Consider the following 16,503-nt stretch of genomic DNA (forward strand, 5'->3'; position numbering starts at 1 on the left):
GAAAAACTTAGTTGACATTGAAAGATGAAAATGTTAACATAAGGAAGTCGCAAATGAGCGGCCAAGTAGTTCTTTGAAAACTGAACGAAACAAACAACGTGAAACGTCAATTTTTATTTTAGATGCTAGACAAACTAACTTTATTGGAGAGTTTGATCCTGGCTCAGGATGAACGCTGGCGGCGTGCCTAATACATGCAAGTCGAGCGAATGGATTAAGAGCTTGCTCTTATGAAGTTAGCGGCGGACGGGTGAGTAACACGTGGGGTAACCTGCCCATAAGACTGGGATAACTCCGGGAAACCGGGGCTAATACCGGATAACATTTTGAACCGCATGGTTTGAAATTGAAAGGCGGCTTCGGCTGTCACTTATGGATGGACCCGCGTCGCATTAGCTAGTTGGTGAGGTAACGGCTCACCAAGGCAACGATGCGTAGCCGACCTGAGAGGGTGATCGGCCACACTGGGACTGAGACACGGCCCAGACTCCTACGGAGGCAGCAGTAGGGAATCTTCCGCAATGGACGAAAGTCTGACGGAGCAACGCCGCGTGAGTGATGAAGGCTTTCGGGTCGTAAAACTCTGTTGTTAGGGAAGAACAAGTGCTAGTTGAATAAGCTGGCACCTTGACGGTACCTAACCAGAAAGCCACGGCTAACTACGTGCCAGCAGCCGCGGTAATACGTAGGTGGCAAGCGTTATCCGGAATTATTGGGCGTAAAGCGCGCGCAGGTGGTTTCTTAAGTCTGATGTGAAAGCCCACGGCTCAACCGTGGAGGGTCATTGGAAACTGGGAGACTTGAGTGCAGAAGAGGAAAGTGGAATTCCATGTGTAGCGGTGAAATGCGTAGAGATATGGAGGAACACCAGTGGCGAAGGCGACTTTCTGGTCTGTAACTGACACTGAGGCGCGAAAGCGTGGGGAGCAAACAGGATTAGATACCCTGGTAGTCCACGCCGTAAACGATGAGTGCTAAGTGTTAGAGGGTTTCCGCCCTTTAGTGCTGAAGTTAACGCATTAAGCACTCCGCCTGGGGAGTACGGCCGCAAGGCTGAAACTCAAAGGAATTGACGGGGGCCCGCACAAGCGGTGGAGCATGTGGTTTAATTCGAAGCAACGCGAAGAACCTTACCAGGTCTTGACATCCTCTGAAAACCCTAGAGATAGGGCTTCTCCTTCGGGAGCAGAGTGACAGGTGGTGCATGGTTGTCGTCAGCTCGTGTCGTGAGATGTTGGGTTAAGTCCCGCAACGAGCGCAACCCTTGATCTTAGTTTCCATCATTAAGTTGGGCACTCTAAGGTGACTGCCGGTGACAAACCGGAGGAAGGTGGGGATGACGTCAAATCATCATGCCCCTTATGACCTGGGCTACACACGTGCTACAATGGACGGTACAAAGAGCTGCAAGACCGCGAGGTGGAGCTAATCTCATAAAACCGTTCTCAGTTCGGATTGTAGGCTGCAACTCGCCTACATGAAGCTGGAATCGCTAGTAATCGCGGATCAGCATGCCGCGGTGAATACGTTCCCGGGCCTTGTACACACCGCCCGTCACACCACGAGAGTTTGTAACACCCGAAGTCGGTGGGGTAACCTTTTTGGAGCCAGCCGCCTAAGGTGGGACAGATGATTGGGGTGAAGTCGTAACAAGGTAGCCGTATCGGAAGGTGCGGCTGGATCACCTCCTTTCTATGAGAATTGATGAACGCTGTTCATCAATAAAGTTTCCGTGTTTCGTTTTGTTCAGTTTTGAGAGAACTATCTCTCATATATAAATGTATGTTCTTTGAAAACTAGATAACAGTGTAGCTCATATTTTTTAATTTTTAGTTTGGTTAAGTTAGAAAGGGCGCACGGTGGATGCCTTGACACTAGGAGTCGATGAAGGACGGGACTAACGCCGATATGCTTCGGGGAGCTGTAAGTAAGCTTTGATCCGAAGATTTCCGAATGGGGAAACCCACCATACGTAATGGTATGGTATCCTTACCTGAATACATAGGGTAAGGAAGACAGACCCAGGGAACTGAAACATCTAAGTACCTGGAGGAAGAAAAGCAAATGCGATTTCCTGAGTAGCGGCGAGCGAAACGGAACATAGCCCAAACCAAGAGGCTTGCCTCTTGGGGTTGTAGGACATTCTATACGGAGTTACAAAGGAACGAGGTAGACGAAGCGACCTGGAAAGGTCCGTCGTAGAGGGTAACAACCCCGTAGTCGAAACTTCGTTCTCTCTTGAATGTATCCTGAGTACGGCGGAACACGTGAAATTCCGTCGGAATCTGGGAGGACCATCTCCCAAGGCTAAATACTCCCTAGTGATCGATAGTGAACCAGTACCGTGAGGGAAAGGTGAAAAGCACCCCGGAAGGGGAGTGAAAGAGATCCTGAAACCGTGTGCCTACAAATAGTCAGAGCCCGTTAACGGGTGATGGCGTGCCTTTTGTAGAATGAACCGGCGAGTTACGATCCCGTGCGAGGTTAAGCTGAAGAGGCGGAGCCGCAGCGAAAGCGAGTCTGAATAGGGCGTTTAGTACGTGGTCGTAGACCCGAAACCAGGTGATCTACCCATGTCCAGGGTGAAGTTCAGGTAACACTGAATGGAGGCCCGAACCCACGCACGTTGAAAAGTGCGGGGATGAGGTGTGGGTAGCGGAGAAATTCCAATCGAACCTGGAGATAGCTGGTTCTCCCCGAAATAGCTTTAGGGCTAGCCTTAAGTGTAAGAGTCTTGGAGGTAGAGCACTGATTGGACTAGGGGTCCTCATCGGATTACCGAATTCAGTCAAACTCCGAATGCCAATGACTTATCCTTAGGAGTCAGACTGCGAGTGATAAGATCCGTAGTCAAAAGGGAAACAGCCCAGACCGCCAGCTAAGGTCCCAAAGTGTGTATTAAGTGGAAAAGGATGTGGAGTTGCTTAGACAACTAGGATGTTGGCTTAGAAGCAGCCACCATTTAAAGAGTGCGTAATAGCTCACTAGTCGAGTGACTCTGCGCCGAAAATGTACCGGGGCTAAATACACCACCGAAGCTGCGGATTGATACCGAATGTATCAGTGGTAGGGAGCGTTCTAAGGACAGTGAAGTCAGACCGGAAGGACTGGTGGAGTGCTTAGAAGTGAGAATGCCGGTATGAGTAGCGAAAGACGGGTGAGAATCCCGTCCACCGAATGCCTAAGGTTTCCTGAGGAAGGCTCGTCCGCTCAGGGTTAGTCAGGACCTAAGCCGAGGCCGACAGGCGTAGGCGATGGACAACAGGTTGATATTCCTGTACCACCTCTTTATCGTTTGAGCAATGGAGGGACGCAGAAGGATAGAAGAAGCGTGCGATTGGTTGTGCACGTCCAAGCAGTTAGGCTGATAAGTAGGCAAATCCGCTTATCATAAAGGCTGAGCTGTGATGGGGAAGCTCCTTATGGAGCGAAGTTTGATTCCCCGCTGCCAAGAAAAGCTTCTAGCGAGATAAAAGGTGCCTGTACCGCAAACCGACACAGGTAGGCGAGGAGAGAATCCTAAGGTGTGCGAGAGAACTCTGGTTAAGGAACTCGGCAAAATGACCCCGTAACTTCGGGAGAAGGGGTGCTTTCTTAACGGAAAGCCGCAGTGAATAGGCCCAAGCGACTGTTTAGCAAAAACACAGCTCTCTGCGAAGCCGTAAGGCGAAGTATAGGGGGTGACACCTGCCCGGTGCTGGAAGGTTAAGGAGAGGGTTAGCGTAAGCGAAGCTCTGAACTGAAGCCCCAGTAAACGGCGGCCGTAACTATAACGGTCCTAAGGTAGCGAAATTCCTTGTCGGGTAAGTTCCGACCCGCACGAAAGGTGTAACGATTTGGGCACTGTCTCAACCAGAGACTCGGTGAAATTATAGTACCTGTGAAGATGCAGGTTACCCGCGACAGGACGGAAAGACCCCGTGGAGCTTTACTGTAGCCTGATATTGAATTTTGGTACAGTTTGTACAGGATAGGCGGGAGCCATTGAAACCGGAGCGCTAGCTTCGGTGGAGGCGCTGGTGGGATACCGCCCTGACTGTATTGAAATTCTAACCTACGGGTCTTATCGACCCGGGAGACAGTGTCAGGTGGGCAGTTTGACTGGGGCGGTCGCCTCCTAAAGTGTAACGGAGGCGCCCAAAGGTTCCCTCAGAATGGTTGGAAATCATTCGTAGAGTGCAAAGGCATAAGGGAGCTTGACTGCGAGACCTACAAGTCGAGCAGGGACGAAAGTCGGGCTTAGTGATCCGGTGGTTCCGCATGGAAGGGCCATCGCTCAACGGATAAAAGCTACCCCGGGGATAACAGGCTTATCTCCCCCAAGAGTCCACATCGACGGGGAGGTTTGGCACCTCGATGTCGGCTCATCGCATCCTGGGGCTGTAGTCGGTCCCAAGGGTTGGGCTGTTCGCCCATTAAAGCGGTACGCGAGCTGGGTTCAGAACGTCGTGAGACAGTTCGGTCCCTATCCGTCGTGGGCGTAGGAAATTTGAGAGGAGCTGTCCTTAGTACGAGAGGACCGGGATGGACGCACCGCTGGTGTACCAGTTGTTCTGCCAAGGGCATAGCTGGGTAGCTATGTGCGGAAGGGATAAGTGCTGAAAGCATCTAAGCATGAAGCCCCCCTCAAGATGAGATTTCCCATAGCGTAAGCTAGTAAGATCCCTGAAAGATGATCAGGTTGATAGGTTCGAGGTGGAAGCATGGTGACATGTGGAGCTGACGAATACTAATAGATCGAGGACTTAACCATATAATATGTAGCAATGTTATCTAGTTTTGAAGGAATATGCCTTCAATAGTTTGGTGATGATGGCAGAGAGGTCACACCCGTTCCCATACCGAACACGGAAGTTAAGCTCTCTAGCGCCGATGGTAGTTGGGACCTTGTCCCTGTGAGAGTAGGACGTCGCCAAGCTATTTATATTGTCGCGGGGTGGAGCAGCACGGTAGCTCGTCGGGCTCATAACCCGAAGGTCGCAGGTTCAAATCCTGTCCCCGCAACCAAATGGTCCCGTGGTGTAGTGGTTAACATGCCTGCCTGTCACGCAGGAGATCGCCGGTTCGACCCCGGTCGGGACCGCCATTTCATATAAAGAAAAGAACGAAACAAGTTGTTTCGTATTTTTTTATTTGTTTTAACAAAAAACTAATAAAGACAGTCAAACTATCCTTAGGACAACTCCTAAGGACTTTTTTATATATTCAAAACCTGTATAATAAAGAGCAGAGAACATTGTGAGTAAAGTAGGTGAAATCTGTGAGTAAATATGAAGTAACAACAAAATCTTCTGAGGAAACACAAAGGTTATCAGAAAAACTAGGTGAGCTCGTAGAGGCACAAGATGTAATTATTTTAGAAGGAGATCTTGGAGCTGGTAAGACGACTTTTACAAAGGGACTAGCAAAAGGTCTTGGAGTGAAAAGAGTTGTAAATAGTCCTACCTTTAATATCATCAAAGAATATAAAGGAAGATTACCGCTATATCATATGGACGTGTATCGCTTAGCAGAAAGTGAAGAGGACTTAGGCTTTGATGAATATTTCTACGGTGAAGGAATTACGGTAGTAGAATGGGCTCATTTAATAGAAGCATATTTACCGAATGAAAAGTTACAAATTAGTTTATTCCATGCTGGAGATGACACAAGAAAAATTATACTCGAGCCAATTGGAGATCGCTATATTAGATTATGTGAGGAGCTATTACAAGATGAAAGTACTAGCAATTGATACTTCAAATTACGTAATGGGTGTATCCCTTATTGAGGAAGGAAACGTAATTGGGGAAATCATTACAAATTTAACAAAAAACCATTCTGTACGTCTTATGCCAGCTGTAGAGAAACTGTTAAAAGAGTGTGGCGTAAAACCGAAGGAATTAACTAAAATCGTTGTAGCTGCTGGACCTGGATCCTATACAGGTGTTCGCATAGGCGTGACAGCGGCGAAAACATTAGCTTGGTCACTTCAAATACCAATTGTAGGTGTATCAAGTTTAGAGGTAGTAGCTGCAAACGGTGCTAACTTTAACGGATTAATTTGTCCTTTATTTGATGGAAGACGTGGGCAAATTTATACTGGGTTATATACATATGAAGGAGAGCAGTTAACTTCAATAGAAGAAGACCGAATTATTCTTATTGTAGACTGGTTGCAAATGTTAAAAGATAAAGGACAGCCTGTTTTATTTATCGGTAACGATGTTAAATTGCATAAAGAAACAATTATAGAACATTTAGGTGATCAAGCTGTATTCGCTCCATTTACTAAAAATAACCCAAGACCAAGTGAGCTAGCATTCTTAGGATTACAAAAAGAAGAACAAGATGTGCATACGTTTGTTCCAAGCTATCTTCGTTTAGCTGAAGCTGAAACAAAGTGGTTAGAAAGTCAAAACAAGTAGGAGCTTGCAGAAGATGGATATGATATTTAGAAAGATGGAGCTTGATGATATTGCTCAAATTGTAGCTATTGAAGAAGCGTCTTTTTCAACTCCTTGGACTGCAGATGCCTTTCACCGTGAATTAACGATGAATGAACATGCACATTATATTGTGTTAGAAAAAGATGGTCGTGTAATCGGGTATTGTGGATTGTGGATAATTATTGATGAATCACATATAACAAATATAGCTATTTTGCCAGAATACCGAGGTCAAAAGTTAGGAGATGCCCTATTGAAAGCAGTTATTTCTGAAGCGAAAGAACTAGGGGTAAAAACAATGACACTTGAAGTACGTGTATCAAATGAAGTAGCAAAGCAGTTATACAGAAAATACGGATTTCAAAATGGTGGGATTCGTAAACGATACTATGCAGACAATCAGGAAGATGGTCTCGTAATGTGGGTGAATATATAATGGAAAAAAATACGATTATACTTGGTATTGAAACAAGTTGTGATGAAACAGCAGTAGCAGTTGTTAAAAATGGAACGGAAATTATTGCGAATGTCGTTGCATCACAAATTGAAAGTCATAAACGTTTTGGCGGCGTTGTACCAGAGATTGCATCCCGTCATCATGTAGAAGAAATTACAGTTGTGTTAGAAGAAGCTTTAAAGGAAGCAAACATCACATTTGATGATATTGATGCAATTGCTGTAACAGAAGGTCCTGGTTTAGTAGGAGCACTTCTAATTGGAGTAAATGCAGCGAAGGCAGTAGCGTTTGCACATGATATTCCGTTAGTCGGTGTTCATCATATTGCTGGTCATATTTATGCGAACCGTTTAGTAAAAGAAGTTCAATTCCCGTTATTATCACTTGTTGTATCTGGTGGGCATACAGAACTTGTTTATATGAAAGAACATGGTTCATTTGAAGTAATTGGTGAAACACGAGACGATGCAGCTGGAGAAGCATATGATAAAGTAGCTCGTACGTTATCTATGCCATATCCAGGTGGTCCTCATATTGATCGCCTTGCACATGAAGGAGAACCGACAATTGATTTGCCTCGTGCATGGCTAGAACCGGATTCATATGATTTTAGCTTTAGTGGATTGAAATCAGCAGTTATCAACACTGTGCATAATGCAAAACAACGCGGTATAGAAATTGCGCCAGAAGATTTAGCGGCAAGTTTCCAAGAAAGTGTAATAGATGTACTTGTAACGAAAGCAGCTCGTGCAGCAGAAGCTTATAATGTAAAGCAATTACTTCTTGCTGGTGGAGTAGCTGCTAATAAAGGACTTCGTGCGCGATTAGAAGAGGAATTTGCACAAAAAGAAAACATTGAATTAATTATTCCGCCGCTATCTTTATGCACAGATAATGCAGCGATGATTGCAGCGGCAGGGACAATTGCTTATGAACAAGGTAAGCGTGCAACATTAGCCTTAAATGCAAATCCAGGATTAGATATTGAAGCATAGTTATGCACATAATTAACCACAGGTTGTGGATAAAACCCATATTGTCTGTTGATAATATGGGTTTTATTGTGTATATAAAATGTTGATAACTTTTTTGTTGATTGTGTATAATGTGGAAAAGTTATTTTAAGGTTTATTTTATAAAGGTGGATATGTGTATAAACTTGTGGATAAATAGGATGATGTCAGACCTTTGAATTTGTTCTTTTTCGGGAAATAAAAGGCAAGAAGATATCCCCGAAAAACATTTTGAAACATCACCCCATTATAGAAGATGCTAATATTGTCAATCTTTGTCGTTAAATCGATATTTCGTGTCAAATTGTTAATATATATAGGGTTACGATAGATATATTTGAAAAATCGTTAGTATATTCTAAGTTACGATTGATATACTCAAAAAATTGTTTCTGTATTAAAAGAAAAGAAGATGTCGCATAGTCAAAAATCCTGACTTATGAGACATCTTCTTTATTTAAATATGCTTATACATGCAGCTCTTCCCATTCTGCCATACAAGTTTCAAGTTGTTCTTGTAGCGTTTGCTTTTTAGTTGTAATTTCACTAGCTTTTTCATAATCTGCATATATTTCTGGTAAGCAAAGTTGATCTTCTAACGTAGCAATTTCTTCTTCTAATTCTAATATACTTTGTTCTAGCTCTTCAATTTTTCTAGTGCGTTGACGCTCTAGTTTTTTACGCTCTTTTTCTTCTAAATAATTTAATTTCTCTTGTGCAACCACCTTTTGAACAGGAATGTCACTTTCTTGCTGTTCAAGTTCTGCACGTTCAATCATTTCATTTTTCTTTTCAACGTAGTAATCGTAATCCCCTAAATATTCCTGTGCACCTTCTGTTGATAACTCAACCACAGTCGTTGTTACACGGTTAATAAAGTAGCGGTCATGTGAGACGAATAGAAGAGTCCCTGGGTAATCAATTAAAGCATTCTCCAAAATTTCTTTACTATTTAAATCAAGGTGGTTCGTAGGCTCATCTAGAATTAATAAATTTGATTTTTGCATCATAAGTTTTGCAAGAGCTAATCGAGCTTTTTGTCCACCACTAAGGGAAGATACTGGTTTCAGTACATCATCTCCTGTGAATAAAAAATTCCCGAGTATAGTACGGATTTCTTTTTCAGGTTGCAGTGGATATCCATCCCATAGTTCATTTAAAACCCGTTTAGAAGATGTTAAGTTTGCTTGTTCTTGATCATAATAACCAACAGATACATTTGATCCGAAAGAAACATCACCATTTAATAGTGGTAACTTATTCACAATAGACTTTAATAATGTGGATTTCCCAATTCCATTTGGACCAACTAAAGCAACACTATCTCCGCGAGTTAAGCGCATAGTTACATGTTCAATTATAGGGTTCTCATCATAGCCGATGGTTGCATCATTTACTTGTAAAACATCATTTCCACTTTGCTTTTCAATATCGAAGTGGAATGATGCTGACTTAGAATCCCCTAATGGTCTCGTTAATAATTCCATTCTGTCTAGTTGTTTACGGCGACTTTGAGCCCGTTTCGTTGTAGAAGCGCGAGCTATATTCTTTTGAACGAAGTCCTCAAGTTTTGCGATTTCATCTTGTTGTTTTTCGTAACGTTTCATTTCTTGCTCATATAATGCTGATTTTAAGTCTAAATATTTACTGTAGTTACCAACAAATCGTCTGCTTTCTTTATTCGAAATTTCATATACTTGTGTAACGAGTTTGTCTAAGAAATAACGGTCATGTGAAACGATTAATATTGCGCCAGGATAACCTTGTAAATATTGCTCAAGCCACGTTAATGTTTCGATGTCTAAATGGTTTGTAGGCTCATCCAAAATAAGTAAGTCTGGTTTTGTTAATAATAATTTCCCGAGAGCTAATCTTGTTTTTTGCCCGCCGCTTAAAGTAGAAATCGTCGTCTGGTGCGTTTCAACTGGGAAGCCAAGGCCGCTTAAAATGGAGCGAATATCCGCTTCATATTGATATCCACCTTGATCTTTATAATTGAGTTGCAATTGGTCATACTCAGCTAACAATCTTTCATATGTAGCTTCGTTTGAAAAGTTTTCTTCTTTTCCCATTTCTTGCTCAAGCCTTCGAAGTTTTGTCTCCATTTGCTGTAAGTGGGTAAAGACGGTTAGCATTTCATCCCAAATTGTTAAAGACGTTTCTAGTCCAGTATTTTGAGCTAAATATCCGATTGAGACATCTTTTGGTTTTATAATTTCGCCACCATCATGAGATAATTCACCAGCGATTATTTTTAATAATGTAGATTTTCCTGCTCCATTCCTTCCAACTAATGCGATACGATCTTTTGTTTGTACTTCCAATTTTATGTTTGCCAGAATTGTTTCTGCACCGTATAATTTCGAAAGCGCGTTTACTTGTAATAAAATCAATGTTTTCACCTCAAATAATTTCTTAACTTTGCCATGTTTATATTTCTCAATCATACTAAAAATAGTGTATAGTTTAAAATAAAGAGAGAATACTTCTTCTCTTTATTATACAAGGAATTTAATGAGTGCTAAACTTCTGTATTTGATTAAAGTATATGAATAATGATAGGAAGAGAGGAGAGGTCATATGGATCAGCAAAAGATTCCACAAGCCACTGCTAAAAGATTGCCTCTATACTATCGATTTATCCAAAACTTATCTCTTTCTGGTAAGCAGCGTGTTTCATCGGCCGAATTGAGTGAGGCAGTAAAAGTAGATTCCGCAACAATACGAAGAGATTTTTCGTATTTTGGAGCGTTAGGGAAAAAGGGATATGGATATAACGTAAATTATTTATTATCATTTTTCCGCGAAACACTTGATCAAGATGATATAACACGTGTAGCACTTATTGGAGTAGGTAATTTAGGGACCGCTTTCTTACATTATAATTTCACGAAAAACAATAATACAAAAATTGAAATGGCATTTGATGTTAGTGAAGAGAAAGTTGGAACAGAAATCGGGGGCATTCCTGTATATCATTTAGATGAATTAGAAGAGAGATTATCAAATGATATACAAGTGGCAATATTAACAGTACCAGCCACAGTAGCACAAGCTGTAGCAGATAGATTAGCTGAAACGAGCGTGCACGGTATTTTGAATTTCACACCAGCGCGATTAAACGTATCAGAGAATATTAGAATTCATCATATTGACTTAGCTGTAGAGTTACAAACATTAGTTTACTTTTTGAAAAACTATCCACAATAAAACGCAGAGGAAGCGACCTCTGCGTTTTATTATTGTTTCTTCTTTGTGAATTTAACTAATATAAGGCGAAGTGCCAAATTAAAATCAATTGTTGCCATAACTGCAAATAGTATTGTCCACATATTCCAGATTGTATCTGTCACGTTCGTAATGGCCAAGCGTGTAAAGATACATCCAAGAAGGAAGTATAGTGCAGCCATGAACAATGGTGAGTTTCTCATACAAAAAATCCTCCGATAAAGCCTTGCATTTTTTCAGCTTCTTTAATCATTTCTTGAATTTGCTCATTGCTCATAAAAATTTGCCCAATAGCAACTAATGTATTCATCGCAACATGAGCTGCAATCGGAACGATAATACGTTTCGTCTTCACATATAAGAAGGCGAATACGAGCCCCATAGCAGTGTATACCAATAAGTGAGTAAAATCAAAATGAATTGCTGCGAATACAAGCGAACTAATGATAGCTGCAATAAAGAAGTTAAACTTCTTATAAAGTGCACCAAATAAAATTTTTCTAAATACGATTTCTTCTAAGATAGGTCCGATTATAGATACGACAATAAGGAACCAAGGTGTCGTTCTTGCAATTTCCATCAGTTTCATTGTATTTTCTGAACCTTGCTTAATTCCTAGTAGCTGCATCTCGATCATACCGGCAACTATTTGTGAAAAGAAAGCTAAGAAGAACCCGATGAAAATCCATCCAATAGTAGCTGGGACAGAAGAGCGCATTGCATCTAAATGCCTGTCACGAATATCTGTTCTAAGTAACCAAAGTATGATACATAATGCAACAAAGAAGCTAATAATTGCCCAGTGTCCCATTATGATTTGTCCTTTTTCCTCAATGGTAAATCCTCTATTATCATAGAGTCCTGTTTTTAGGAGAAGTGGTAATCCAACAACGCCAGATAACTGCATTAAAATGTATGTAACGATAATCCACCAGTATTGTTTCTTCAAATGGTTTAACCATCCTTTCTAACTCTAGTGTATGAGATAAGGTAGGATAACATGTAAATATGTTATCTACGATATAAACTTTCATTCGAATTATGATTTTTTTGTAAATCTTTATTTGAAATTAAAGTAGGAGACAGGAAAAAGTTGTACGTTTAGCGAAAACAACTTAGGGTGTCTTTCATATTGTAACATACGAGTAGGGGAAACAACGATTCATATAGTAAAGGCGGTATTCTATATAGAAAGTTTATATAGTAATTTGCGAAAAAATTATGATTTTTTTACTTGCAAAAGAAATTGAGATTATTTATTATTATAAGTGTGTTAGCACTCGGATGACTTGAGTGCTAATAAAAGAAATTTACATAACAAAATGAGGAGGTTATTGTTCATGCTAAAGCCATTAGGTGATCGCGTTGTAATTGAGCTTGTTCAAGCAGAAGAAAAAACAGCAAGTGGTATTGTATTACCAGATACTGCAAAAGAAAAACCACAAGAGGGTAAAGTTGTTGCAGTAGGTACTGGTCGAGTGCTTGAGAATGGTGAGCGTGTTGCTTTAGAGGTAGCAGCAGGTGATCTTATCATCTTCTCAAAATATGCAGGTACTGAAGTGAAATATGAAGGTACAGACTACTTGATTTTACGTGAAAGTGACATTTTAGCAGTTATCGGTTAATTATATAAATCTTAAAAAATCCAAGGGGGTCAATTATTATGGCAAAAGATATTAAATTTAGTGAAGAAGCACGTCGTTCGATGCTTCGCGGTGTCGACACTCTTGCAAACGCAGTAAAAGTAACACTTGGACCAAAAGGTCGTAACGTTGTACTTGAGAAAAAATTTGGTTCACCACTTATTACAAATGATGGTGTAACAATCGCAAAAGAAATCGAATTAGAAGATGCATTCGAAAACATGGGTGCGAAGTTAGTAGCAGAAGTTGCTAGCAAAACAAACGATGTAGCTGGTGACGGAACAACAACTGCAACTGTATTAGCGCAAGCTATGATTCGTGAAGGTCTTAAAAACGTAACAGCTGGTGCGAATCCAATGGGTCTTCGTAAAGGTATCGAAAAAGCTGTTACTGCTGCAATTGAAGAATTAAAAACGATTTCTAAACCAATCGAAGGCAAATCTTCTATCGCACAAGTAGCTGCTATTTCTGCAGCTGACGAAGAAGTAGGTCAATTAATCGCTGAAGCAATGGAGCGCGTTGGTAACGACGGCGTTATTACTTTAGAAGAGTCTAAAGGATTCACAACAGAATTAGACGTAGTAGAAGGTATGCAATTTGATCGTGGATATGCATCTCCTTACATGATTACTGATTCTGACAAAATGGAAGCAGTTCTTGATAACCCATACATCTTAATCACTGACAAAAAGATTTCTAACATTCAAGAAATCTTACCAGTATTAGAGCAAGTGGTACAACAAGGTAAACCACTTCTTATCATTGCTGAAGATGTAGAAGGCGAAGCTTTAGCTACATTAGTAGTGAACAAACTTCGTGGTACATTCAACGTAGTAGCTGTTAAAGCTCCTGGATTTGGTGACCGTCGTAAAGCAATGCTAGAAGATATCGCAATCTTAACAGGTGGCGAAGTAATCACTGAAGAATTAGGCCGTGACTTAAAATCTGCTACAGTTGAATCTTTAGGACGCGCTGGTAAAGTTGTTGTAACGAAAGAAAATACAACTGTAGTTGAAGGTGTAGGAAGCACAGAACAAATCGAAGCTCGCATCGGTCAAATCCGTGCGCAATTAGAAGAAACAACTTCTGAATTCGATCGTGAAAAATTACAAGAGCGTCTTGCAAAACTTGCAGGTGGCGTAGCGGTAATTAAAGTAGGTGCAGCAACTGAAACTGAGTTGAAAGAACGCAAACTTCGCATTGAAGATGCACTTAACTCAACTCGTGCAGCAGTAGAAGAAGGTATCGTTGCAGGTGGTGGTACTTCACTTATGAACGTATACACAAAAGTAGCTTCTATCGTAGCTGAAGGCGACGAAGCAACAGGTATCAACATTGTACTTCGCGCACTAGAAGAGCCAGTTCGCCAAATCGCAATCAACGCTGGTCTAGAAGGATCTGTAGTTGTAGAGCGTCTAAAAGGCGAAAAAGTAGGCGTTGGTTTCAACGCAGCTACTGGCGAATGGGTTAACATGCTTGAGTCTGGTATCGTAGATCCAGCTAAAGTAACTCGCTCTGCACTTCAAAACGCAGCATCTGTTGCAGCTATGTTCTTAACAACTGAAGCTGTAGTAGCTGACAAGCCAGAACCAAATGCACCAGCAATGCCTGACATGGGCGGCATGGGCATGGGCGGTATGGGCGGAATGATGTAATTCCGTTTGCCCTAAAAAACATCCATTTCTATATAGAAATGGATGTTTTTTTATGTTTTTTAGAAAAGGAAATGAATTTCTGTAGAATTTTGTCGCTTTCTCTCTTGACCATATTGATACTTCATTGTTAGAATCTAGGAAGATAATATAAAACGATCCTTCATATATCCTCAATGATATGGTTTGAGAGTCTCTACCGGGTTACCGTAAACAACCTGACTATGAAGGCAGTGTGTCTTATATTTATAAAGAGCGGAGACTATCTTTCTTTATAAAGCCAGACCCCTGCCTTTTCTTTGTTATGAGACTAGAGGCGGAGGACTGGCTTTTTTTATTATATTGGTAATGCTTTTCGCCAAATTGGTGAAAATATTTATATACGAGAACTAACGTTGGGGTGATTATTTTGAAGAAACAACACGATACAATTATCGTTTTAGATTTTGGAAGTCAATACAATCAGTTAATAGCACGTCGAATTCGTGAGTTCGGTGTATACAGTGAACTTCATCCACATACAATTACTGCAGAAGAAATTAAAGCAATGAATCCAAAAGGGATTATTTTCTCTGGTGGACCAAATAGTGTATACGGTGAAGGTGCATTACATTGTGATGAAAAAATCTTTGAACTAGGTTTACCAATCTTCGGTATTTGTTACGGTATGCAGCTTATGACGCAACACTTCGGTGGTAAAGTAGAGCGTGCAAATCACCGCGAGTACGGAAAAGCTGTTCTTAAAGTAGAGAACGAATCAAAATTATATGCGAACCTTCCAGAAGAGCAAGTTGTATGGATGAGCCATGGTGACTTAGTAACTGGTTTACCTGAAGGATTCGTAGTAGACGCAACAAGTGAATCTTGCCCAATTGCTGGTATGAGCAATGAAGACAAAAACTTATACGGTGTACAATTCCACCCAGAAGTACGTCACTCTGAGCACGGTAACGATTTAATTAAAAACTTCGTATTCGGTGCTTGTGGTTGTTCTGAAGGATGGAACATGGAGAACTTTATCGAAGTAGAATTAGAGAAAATCCGTGAAACGGTTGGAGACAAAAAAGTACTATGCGCACTTAGCGGCGGTGTAGACTCTTCTGTTGTAGCAGTGTTAATTCATAAAGCAATTGGTGACCAATTAACATGTATTTTCGTTGATCACGGTTTACTTCGTAAAGGCGAAGCAGAAGGCGTTATGAAAACATTTAGCGAAGGCTTCCATATGAACGTTATTAAAGTGGATGCAAAAGACCGCTTTATGGACAAGTTAAAAGGTGTAGAAGATCCAGAACAAAAACGTAAAATCATCGGTAACGAATTCATTTACGTATTTGATGATGAAGCGTCTAAATTACAAGGTATGGACTTCTTAGCGCAAGGTACACTTTACACAGATATCGTTGAGAGTGGTACAGCAACTGCACAAACAATTAAATCTCACCATAACGTTGGTGGACTTCCAGAAGACATGCAGTTCAAATTAATCGAGCCTTTAAACACGTTATTTAAAGACGAAGTACGTGTATTAGGGTCTGAACTAGGAATTCCTGATGAAATCGTATGGCGTCAACCATTCCCAGGACCGGGTCTTGGTATTCGTGTATTAGGTGAAATCACAGAAGAGAAATTAGAAATCGTTCGTGAATCTGATGCGATTTTACGTGAAGAAATTATTAAAGCGGGCTTAGACCGTGAAATCTGGCAATACTTCACTGCGCTTCCTGGTATGCGTAGCGTAGGTGTTATGGGTGACGAGCGTACTTACGATTACACAGTAGGTATCCGTGCGGTAACATCTATCGACGGTATGACAGCTGACTGGGCACGTATCCCTTGGGACGTATTAGAGAAAATCTCTGTACGTATCGTAAACGAAGTAAAACACGTTAACCGTATCGTGTATGATGTAACGAGTAAGCCACCAGCAACGATTGAGTGGGAATAGTATTTATAAAAAGGTCCATCTATTGCTTATGCATAGATGGATCTTTTTTATTTTGGTATTAATACGAACGAAACTATAAAATTTTATAAAAATGTTCGTTTTTAAATTGACAAAACTACTTCGTCGAGTTAATA

11 protein-coding genes, 2 tRNA genes, 3 rRNA genes and 1 riboswitch are annotated in these 16,503 nt (G+C 41.1%); of the genes, 13 read left to right on the forward strand and 3 right to left on the reverse strand.

Features of this window, described 5'->3' with window-relative positions; translation table 11 throughout:
* Positions 1–140: 140 nt before the first annotated feature.
* The 9 genes from AXW78_RS01405 to tsaD all read left to right on the forward strand — a co-directional run bounded on the left by AXW78_RS01405 (position 141) and on the right by tsaD (position 7,880).
* Positions 141–1,692: ribosomal RNA gene (locus AXW78_RS01405) — 16S ribosomal RNA — on the forward strand.
* Between the two features lie 144 nt (positions 1,693–1,836).
* A 23S ribosomal RNA gene (locus AXW78_RS01410) occupies positions 1,837–4,753 on the forward strand.
* Between the two features lie 49 nt (positions 4,754–4,802).
* A 5S ribosomal RNA gene (rrf, locus tag AXW78_RS01415) occupies positions 4,803–4,918 on the forward strand.
* The 16S, 23S and 5S rRNA genes sit together here with 2 tRNA genes alongside, the layout of an rRNA operon.
* 12 nt (positions 4,919–4,930) lie before the next feature.
* A tRNA-Met gene (locus AXW78_RS01420) sits at positions 4,931–5,007 on the forward strand.
* 3 nt (positions 5,008–5,010) lie between these two features.
* A tRNA-Asp gene (locus tag AXW78_RS01425) sits at positions 5,011–5,086 on the forward strand.
* A 174-nt stretch (positions 5,087–5,260) separates the two neighbouring features.
* Positions 5,261–5,734, forward strand: coding sequence for a tRNA (adenosine(37)-N6)-threonylcarbamoyltransferase complex ATPase subunit type 1 TsaE (gene tsaE, locus AXW78_RS01430; protein WP_000049642.1), 474 nt, complete (start codon positions 5,261–5,263; stop codon positions 5,732–5,734).
* Complete coding sequence (gene tsaB, locus AXW78_RS01435; RefSeq protein WP_000865753.1) at positions 5,715–6,407, forward strand: tRNA (adenosine(37)-N6)-threonylcarbamoyltransferase complex dimerization subunit type 1 TsaB; 693 nt, start codon at positions 5,715–5,717, stop codon at positions 6,405–6,407. The genes tsaE and tsaB overlap by 20 nt, the downstream gene beginning before the upstream one ends.
* Positions 6,408–6,420: 13 nt before the next feature.
* Positions 6,421–6,864, forward strand: coding sequence for a ribosomal protein S18-alanine N-acetyltransferase (gene rimI / locus AXW78_RS01440; RefSeq protein ID WP_000367189.1), 444 nt, complete (start codon positions 6,421–6,423; stop codon positions 6,862–6,864).
* On the forward strand, positions 6,864–7,880 hold the full coding sequence (gene tsaD / locus AXW78_RS01445; protein ID WP_000414585.1) for a tRNA (adenosine(37)-N6)-threonylcarbamoyltransferase complex transferase subunit TsaD: 1,017 nt from the start codon (positions 6,864–6,866) through the stop codon (positions 7,878–7,880). The genes rimI and tsaD overlap by 1 nt, the downstream gene beginning before the upstream one ends.
* A 485-nt stretch (positions 7,881–8,365) precedes the next feature.
* Here tsaD and AXW78_RS01450 read toward each other — a convergent pair whose 3' ends face one another.
* Positions 8,366–10,291 carry an ABC-F family ATP-binding cassette domain-containing protein gene (locus tag AXW78_RS01450; RefSeq protein ID WP_219728584.1) on the reverse strand — a complete coding sequence of 642 codons (1,926 nt, stop codon included), beginning with the start codon at positions 10,289–10,291 and terminating at the stop codon, positions 8,366–8,368.
* Between the two features lie 187 nt (positions 10,292–10,478).
* Between AXW78_RS01450 and AXW78_RS01455 the strand changes: the two genes are divergently transcribed.
* Positions 10,479–11,108, forward strand: coding sequence for a redox-sensing transcriptional repressor Rex (locus AXW78_RS01455; RefSeq protein ID WP_000372699.1), 630 nt, complete (start codon positions 10,479–10,481; stop codon positions 11,106–11,108).
* Between the two features lie 29 nt (positions 11,109–11,137).
* On the opposite strand, the gene AXW78_RS01460 is transcribed toward AXW78_RS01455, so the two are convergent.
* Both AXW78_RS01460 and AXW78_RS01465 read right to left on the reverse strand, forming a co-directional pair.
* Positions 11,138–11,329, reverse strand: coding sequence for a YdiK family protein (locus tag AXW78_RS01460; protein WP_001246205.1), 192 nt, complete (start codon positions 11,327–11,329; stop codon positions 11,138–11,140).
* A complete protein-coding gene (locus tag AXW78_RS01465; RefSeq protein WP_000745321.1) occupies positions 11,326–12,075 on the reverse strand; it encodes a CPBP family intramembrane glutamic endopeptidase in 750 nt (249 codons plus the stop codon). Before AXW78_RS01465 ends, AXW78_RS01460 begins: the two co-directional genes overlap by 4 nt.
* Positions 12,076–12,466: 391 nt before the next feature.
* Here AXW78_RS01465 and groES point away from each other — a divergent pair, with 391 nt between their 5' ends.
* From groES to guaA, 3 genes are all read left to right on the forward strand, one after another.
* On the forward strand, positions 12,467–12,751 hold the full coding sequence (gene groES / locus AXW78_RS01470) for a co-chaperone GroES (protein ID WP_000917311.1): 285 nt from the start codon (positions 12,467–12,469) through the stop codon (positions 12,749–12,751).
* Between the two features lie 38 nt (positions 12,752–12,789).
* Positions 12,790–14,424, forward strand: coding sequence for a chaperonin GroEL (groL, locus tag AXW78_RS01475; RefSeq protein ID WP_001029993.1), 1,635 nt, complete (start codon positions 12,790–12,792; stop codon positions 14,422–14,424).
* Between the two features lie 140 nt (positions 14,425–14,564).
* Positions 14,565–14,666, forward strand: a riboswitch (purine riboswitch).
* 164 nt (positions 14,667–14,830) lie between these two features.
* A complete protein-coding gene (gene guaA, locus AXW78_RS01480; RefSeq protein WP_000743911.1) occupies positions 14,831–16,369 on the forward strand; it encodes a glutamine-hydrolyzing GMP synthase in 1,539 nt (512 codons plus the stop codon).
* The last annotated feature ends 134 nt before the right edge of the window (positions 16,370–16,503 follow it).

The sequence above is a fragment of the Bacillus thuringiensis genome, from assembly GCF_001595725.1.
Classification (GTDB): Bacteria; Bacillota; Bacilli; order Bacillales; family Bacillaceae_G; genus Bacillus_A; species Bacillus_A thuringiensis_K.

Excerpts from the sequence above, each read along its gene's own strand:
- tsaB (WP_000865753.1), top strand. The coding sequence starts at position 5,715 with ATGAAAGTACTAGCAATTGATACTTCAAATTACGTAATGGGTGTATCC.
- rimI (WP_000367189.1), top strand. The coding sequence starts at position 6,421 with ATGGATATGATATTTAGAAAGATGGAGCTTGATGATATTGCTCAAATT.
- tsaD (WP_000414585.1), top strand. The coding sequence starts at position 6,864 with ATGGAAAAAAATACGATTATACTTGGTATTGAAACAAGTTGTGATGAA.
- AXW78_RS01455 (WP_000372699.1), top strand. The coding sequence starts at position 10,479 with ATGGATCAGCAAAAGATTCCACAAGCCACTGCTAAAAGATTGCCTCTA.
- AXW78_RS01460 (WP_001246205.1), bottom strand. The coding sequence starts at position 11,329 with ATGAGAAACTCACCATTGTTCATGGCTGCACTATACTTCCTTCTTGGA.
- groES (WP_000917311.1), top strand. The coding sequence starts at position 12,467 with ATGCTAAAGCCATTAGGTGATCGCGTTGTAATTGAGCTTGTTCAAGCA.
- groL (WP_001029993.1), top strand. The coding sequence starts at position 12,790 with ATGGCAAAAGATATTAAATTTAGTGAAGAAGCACGTCGTTCGATGCTT.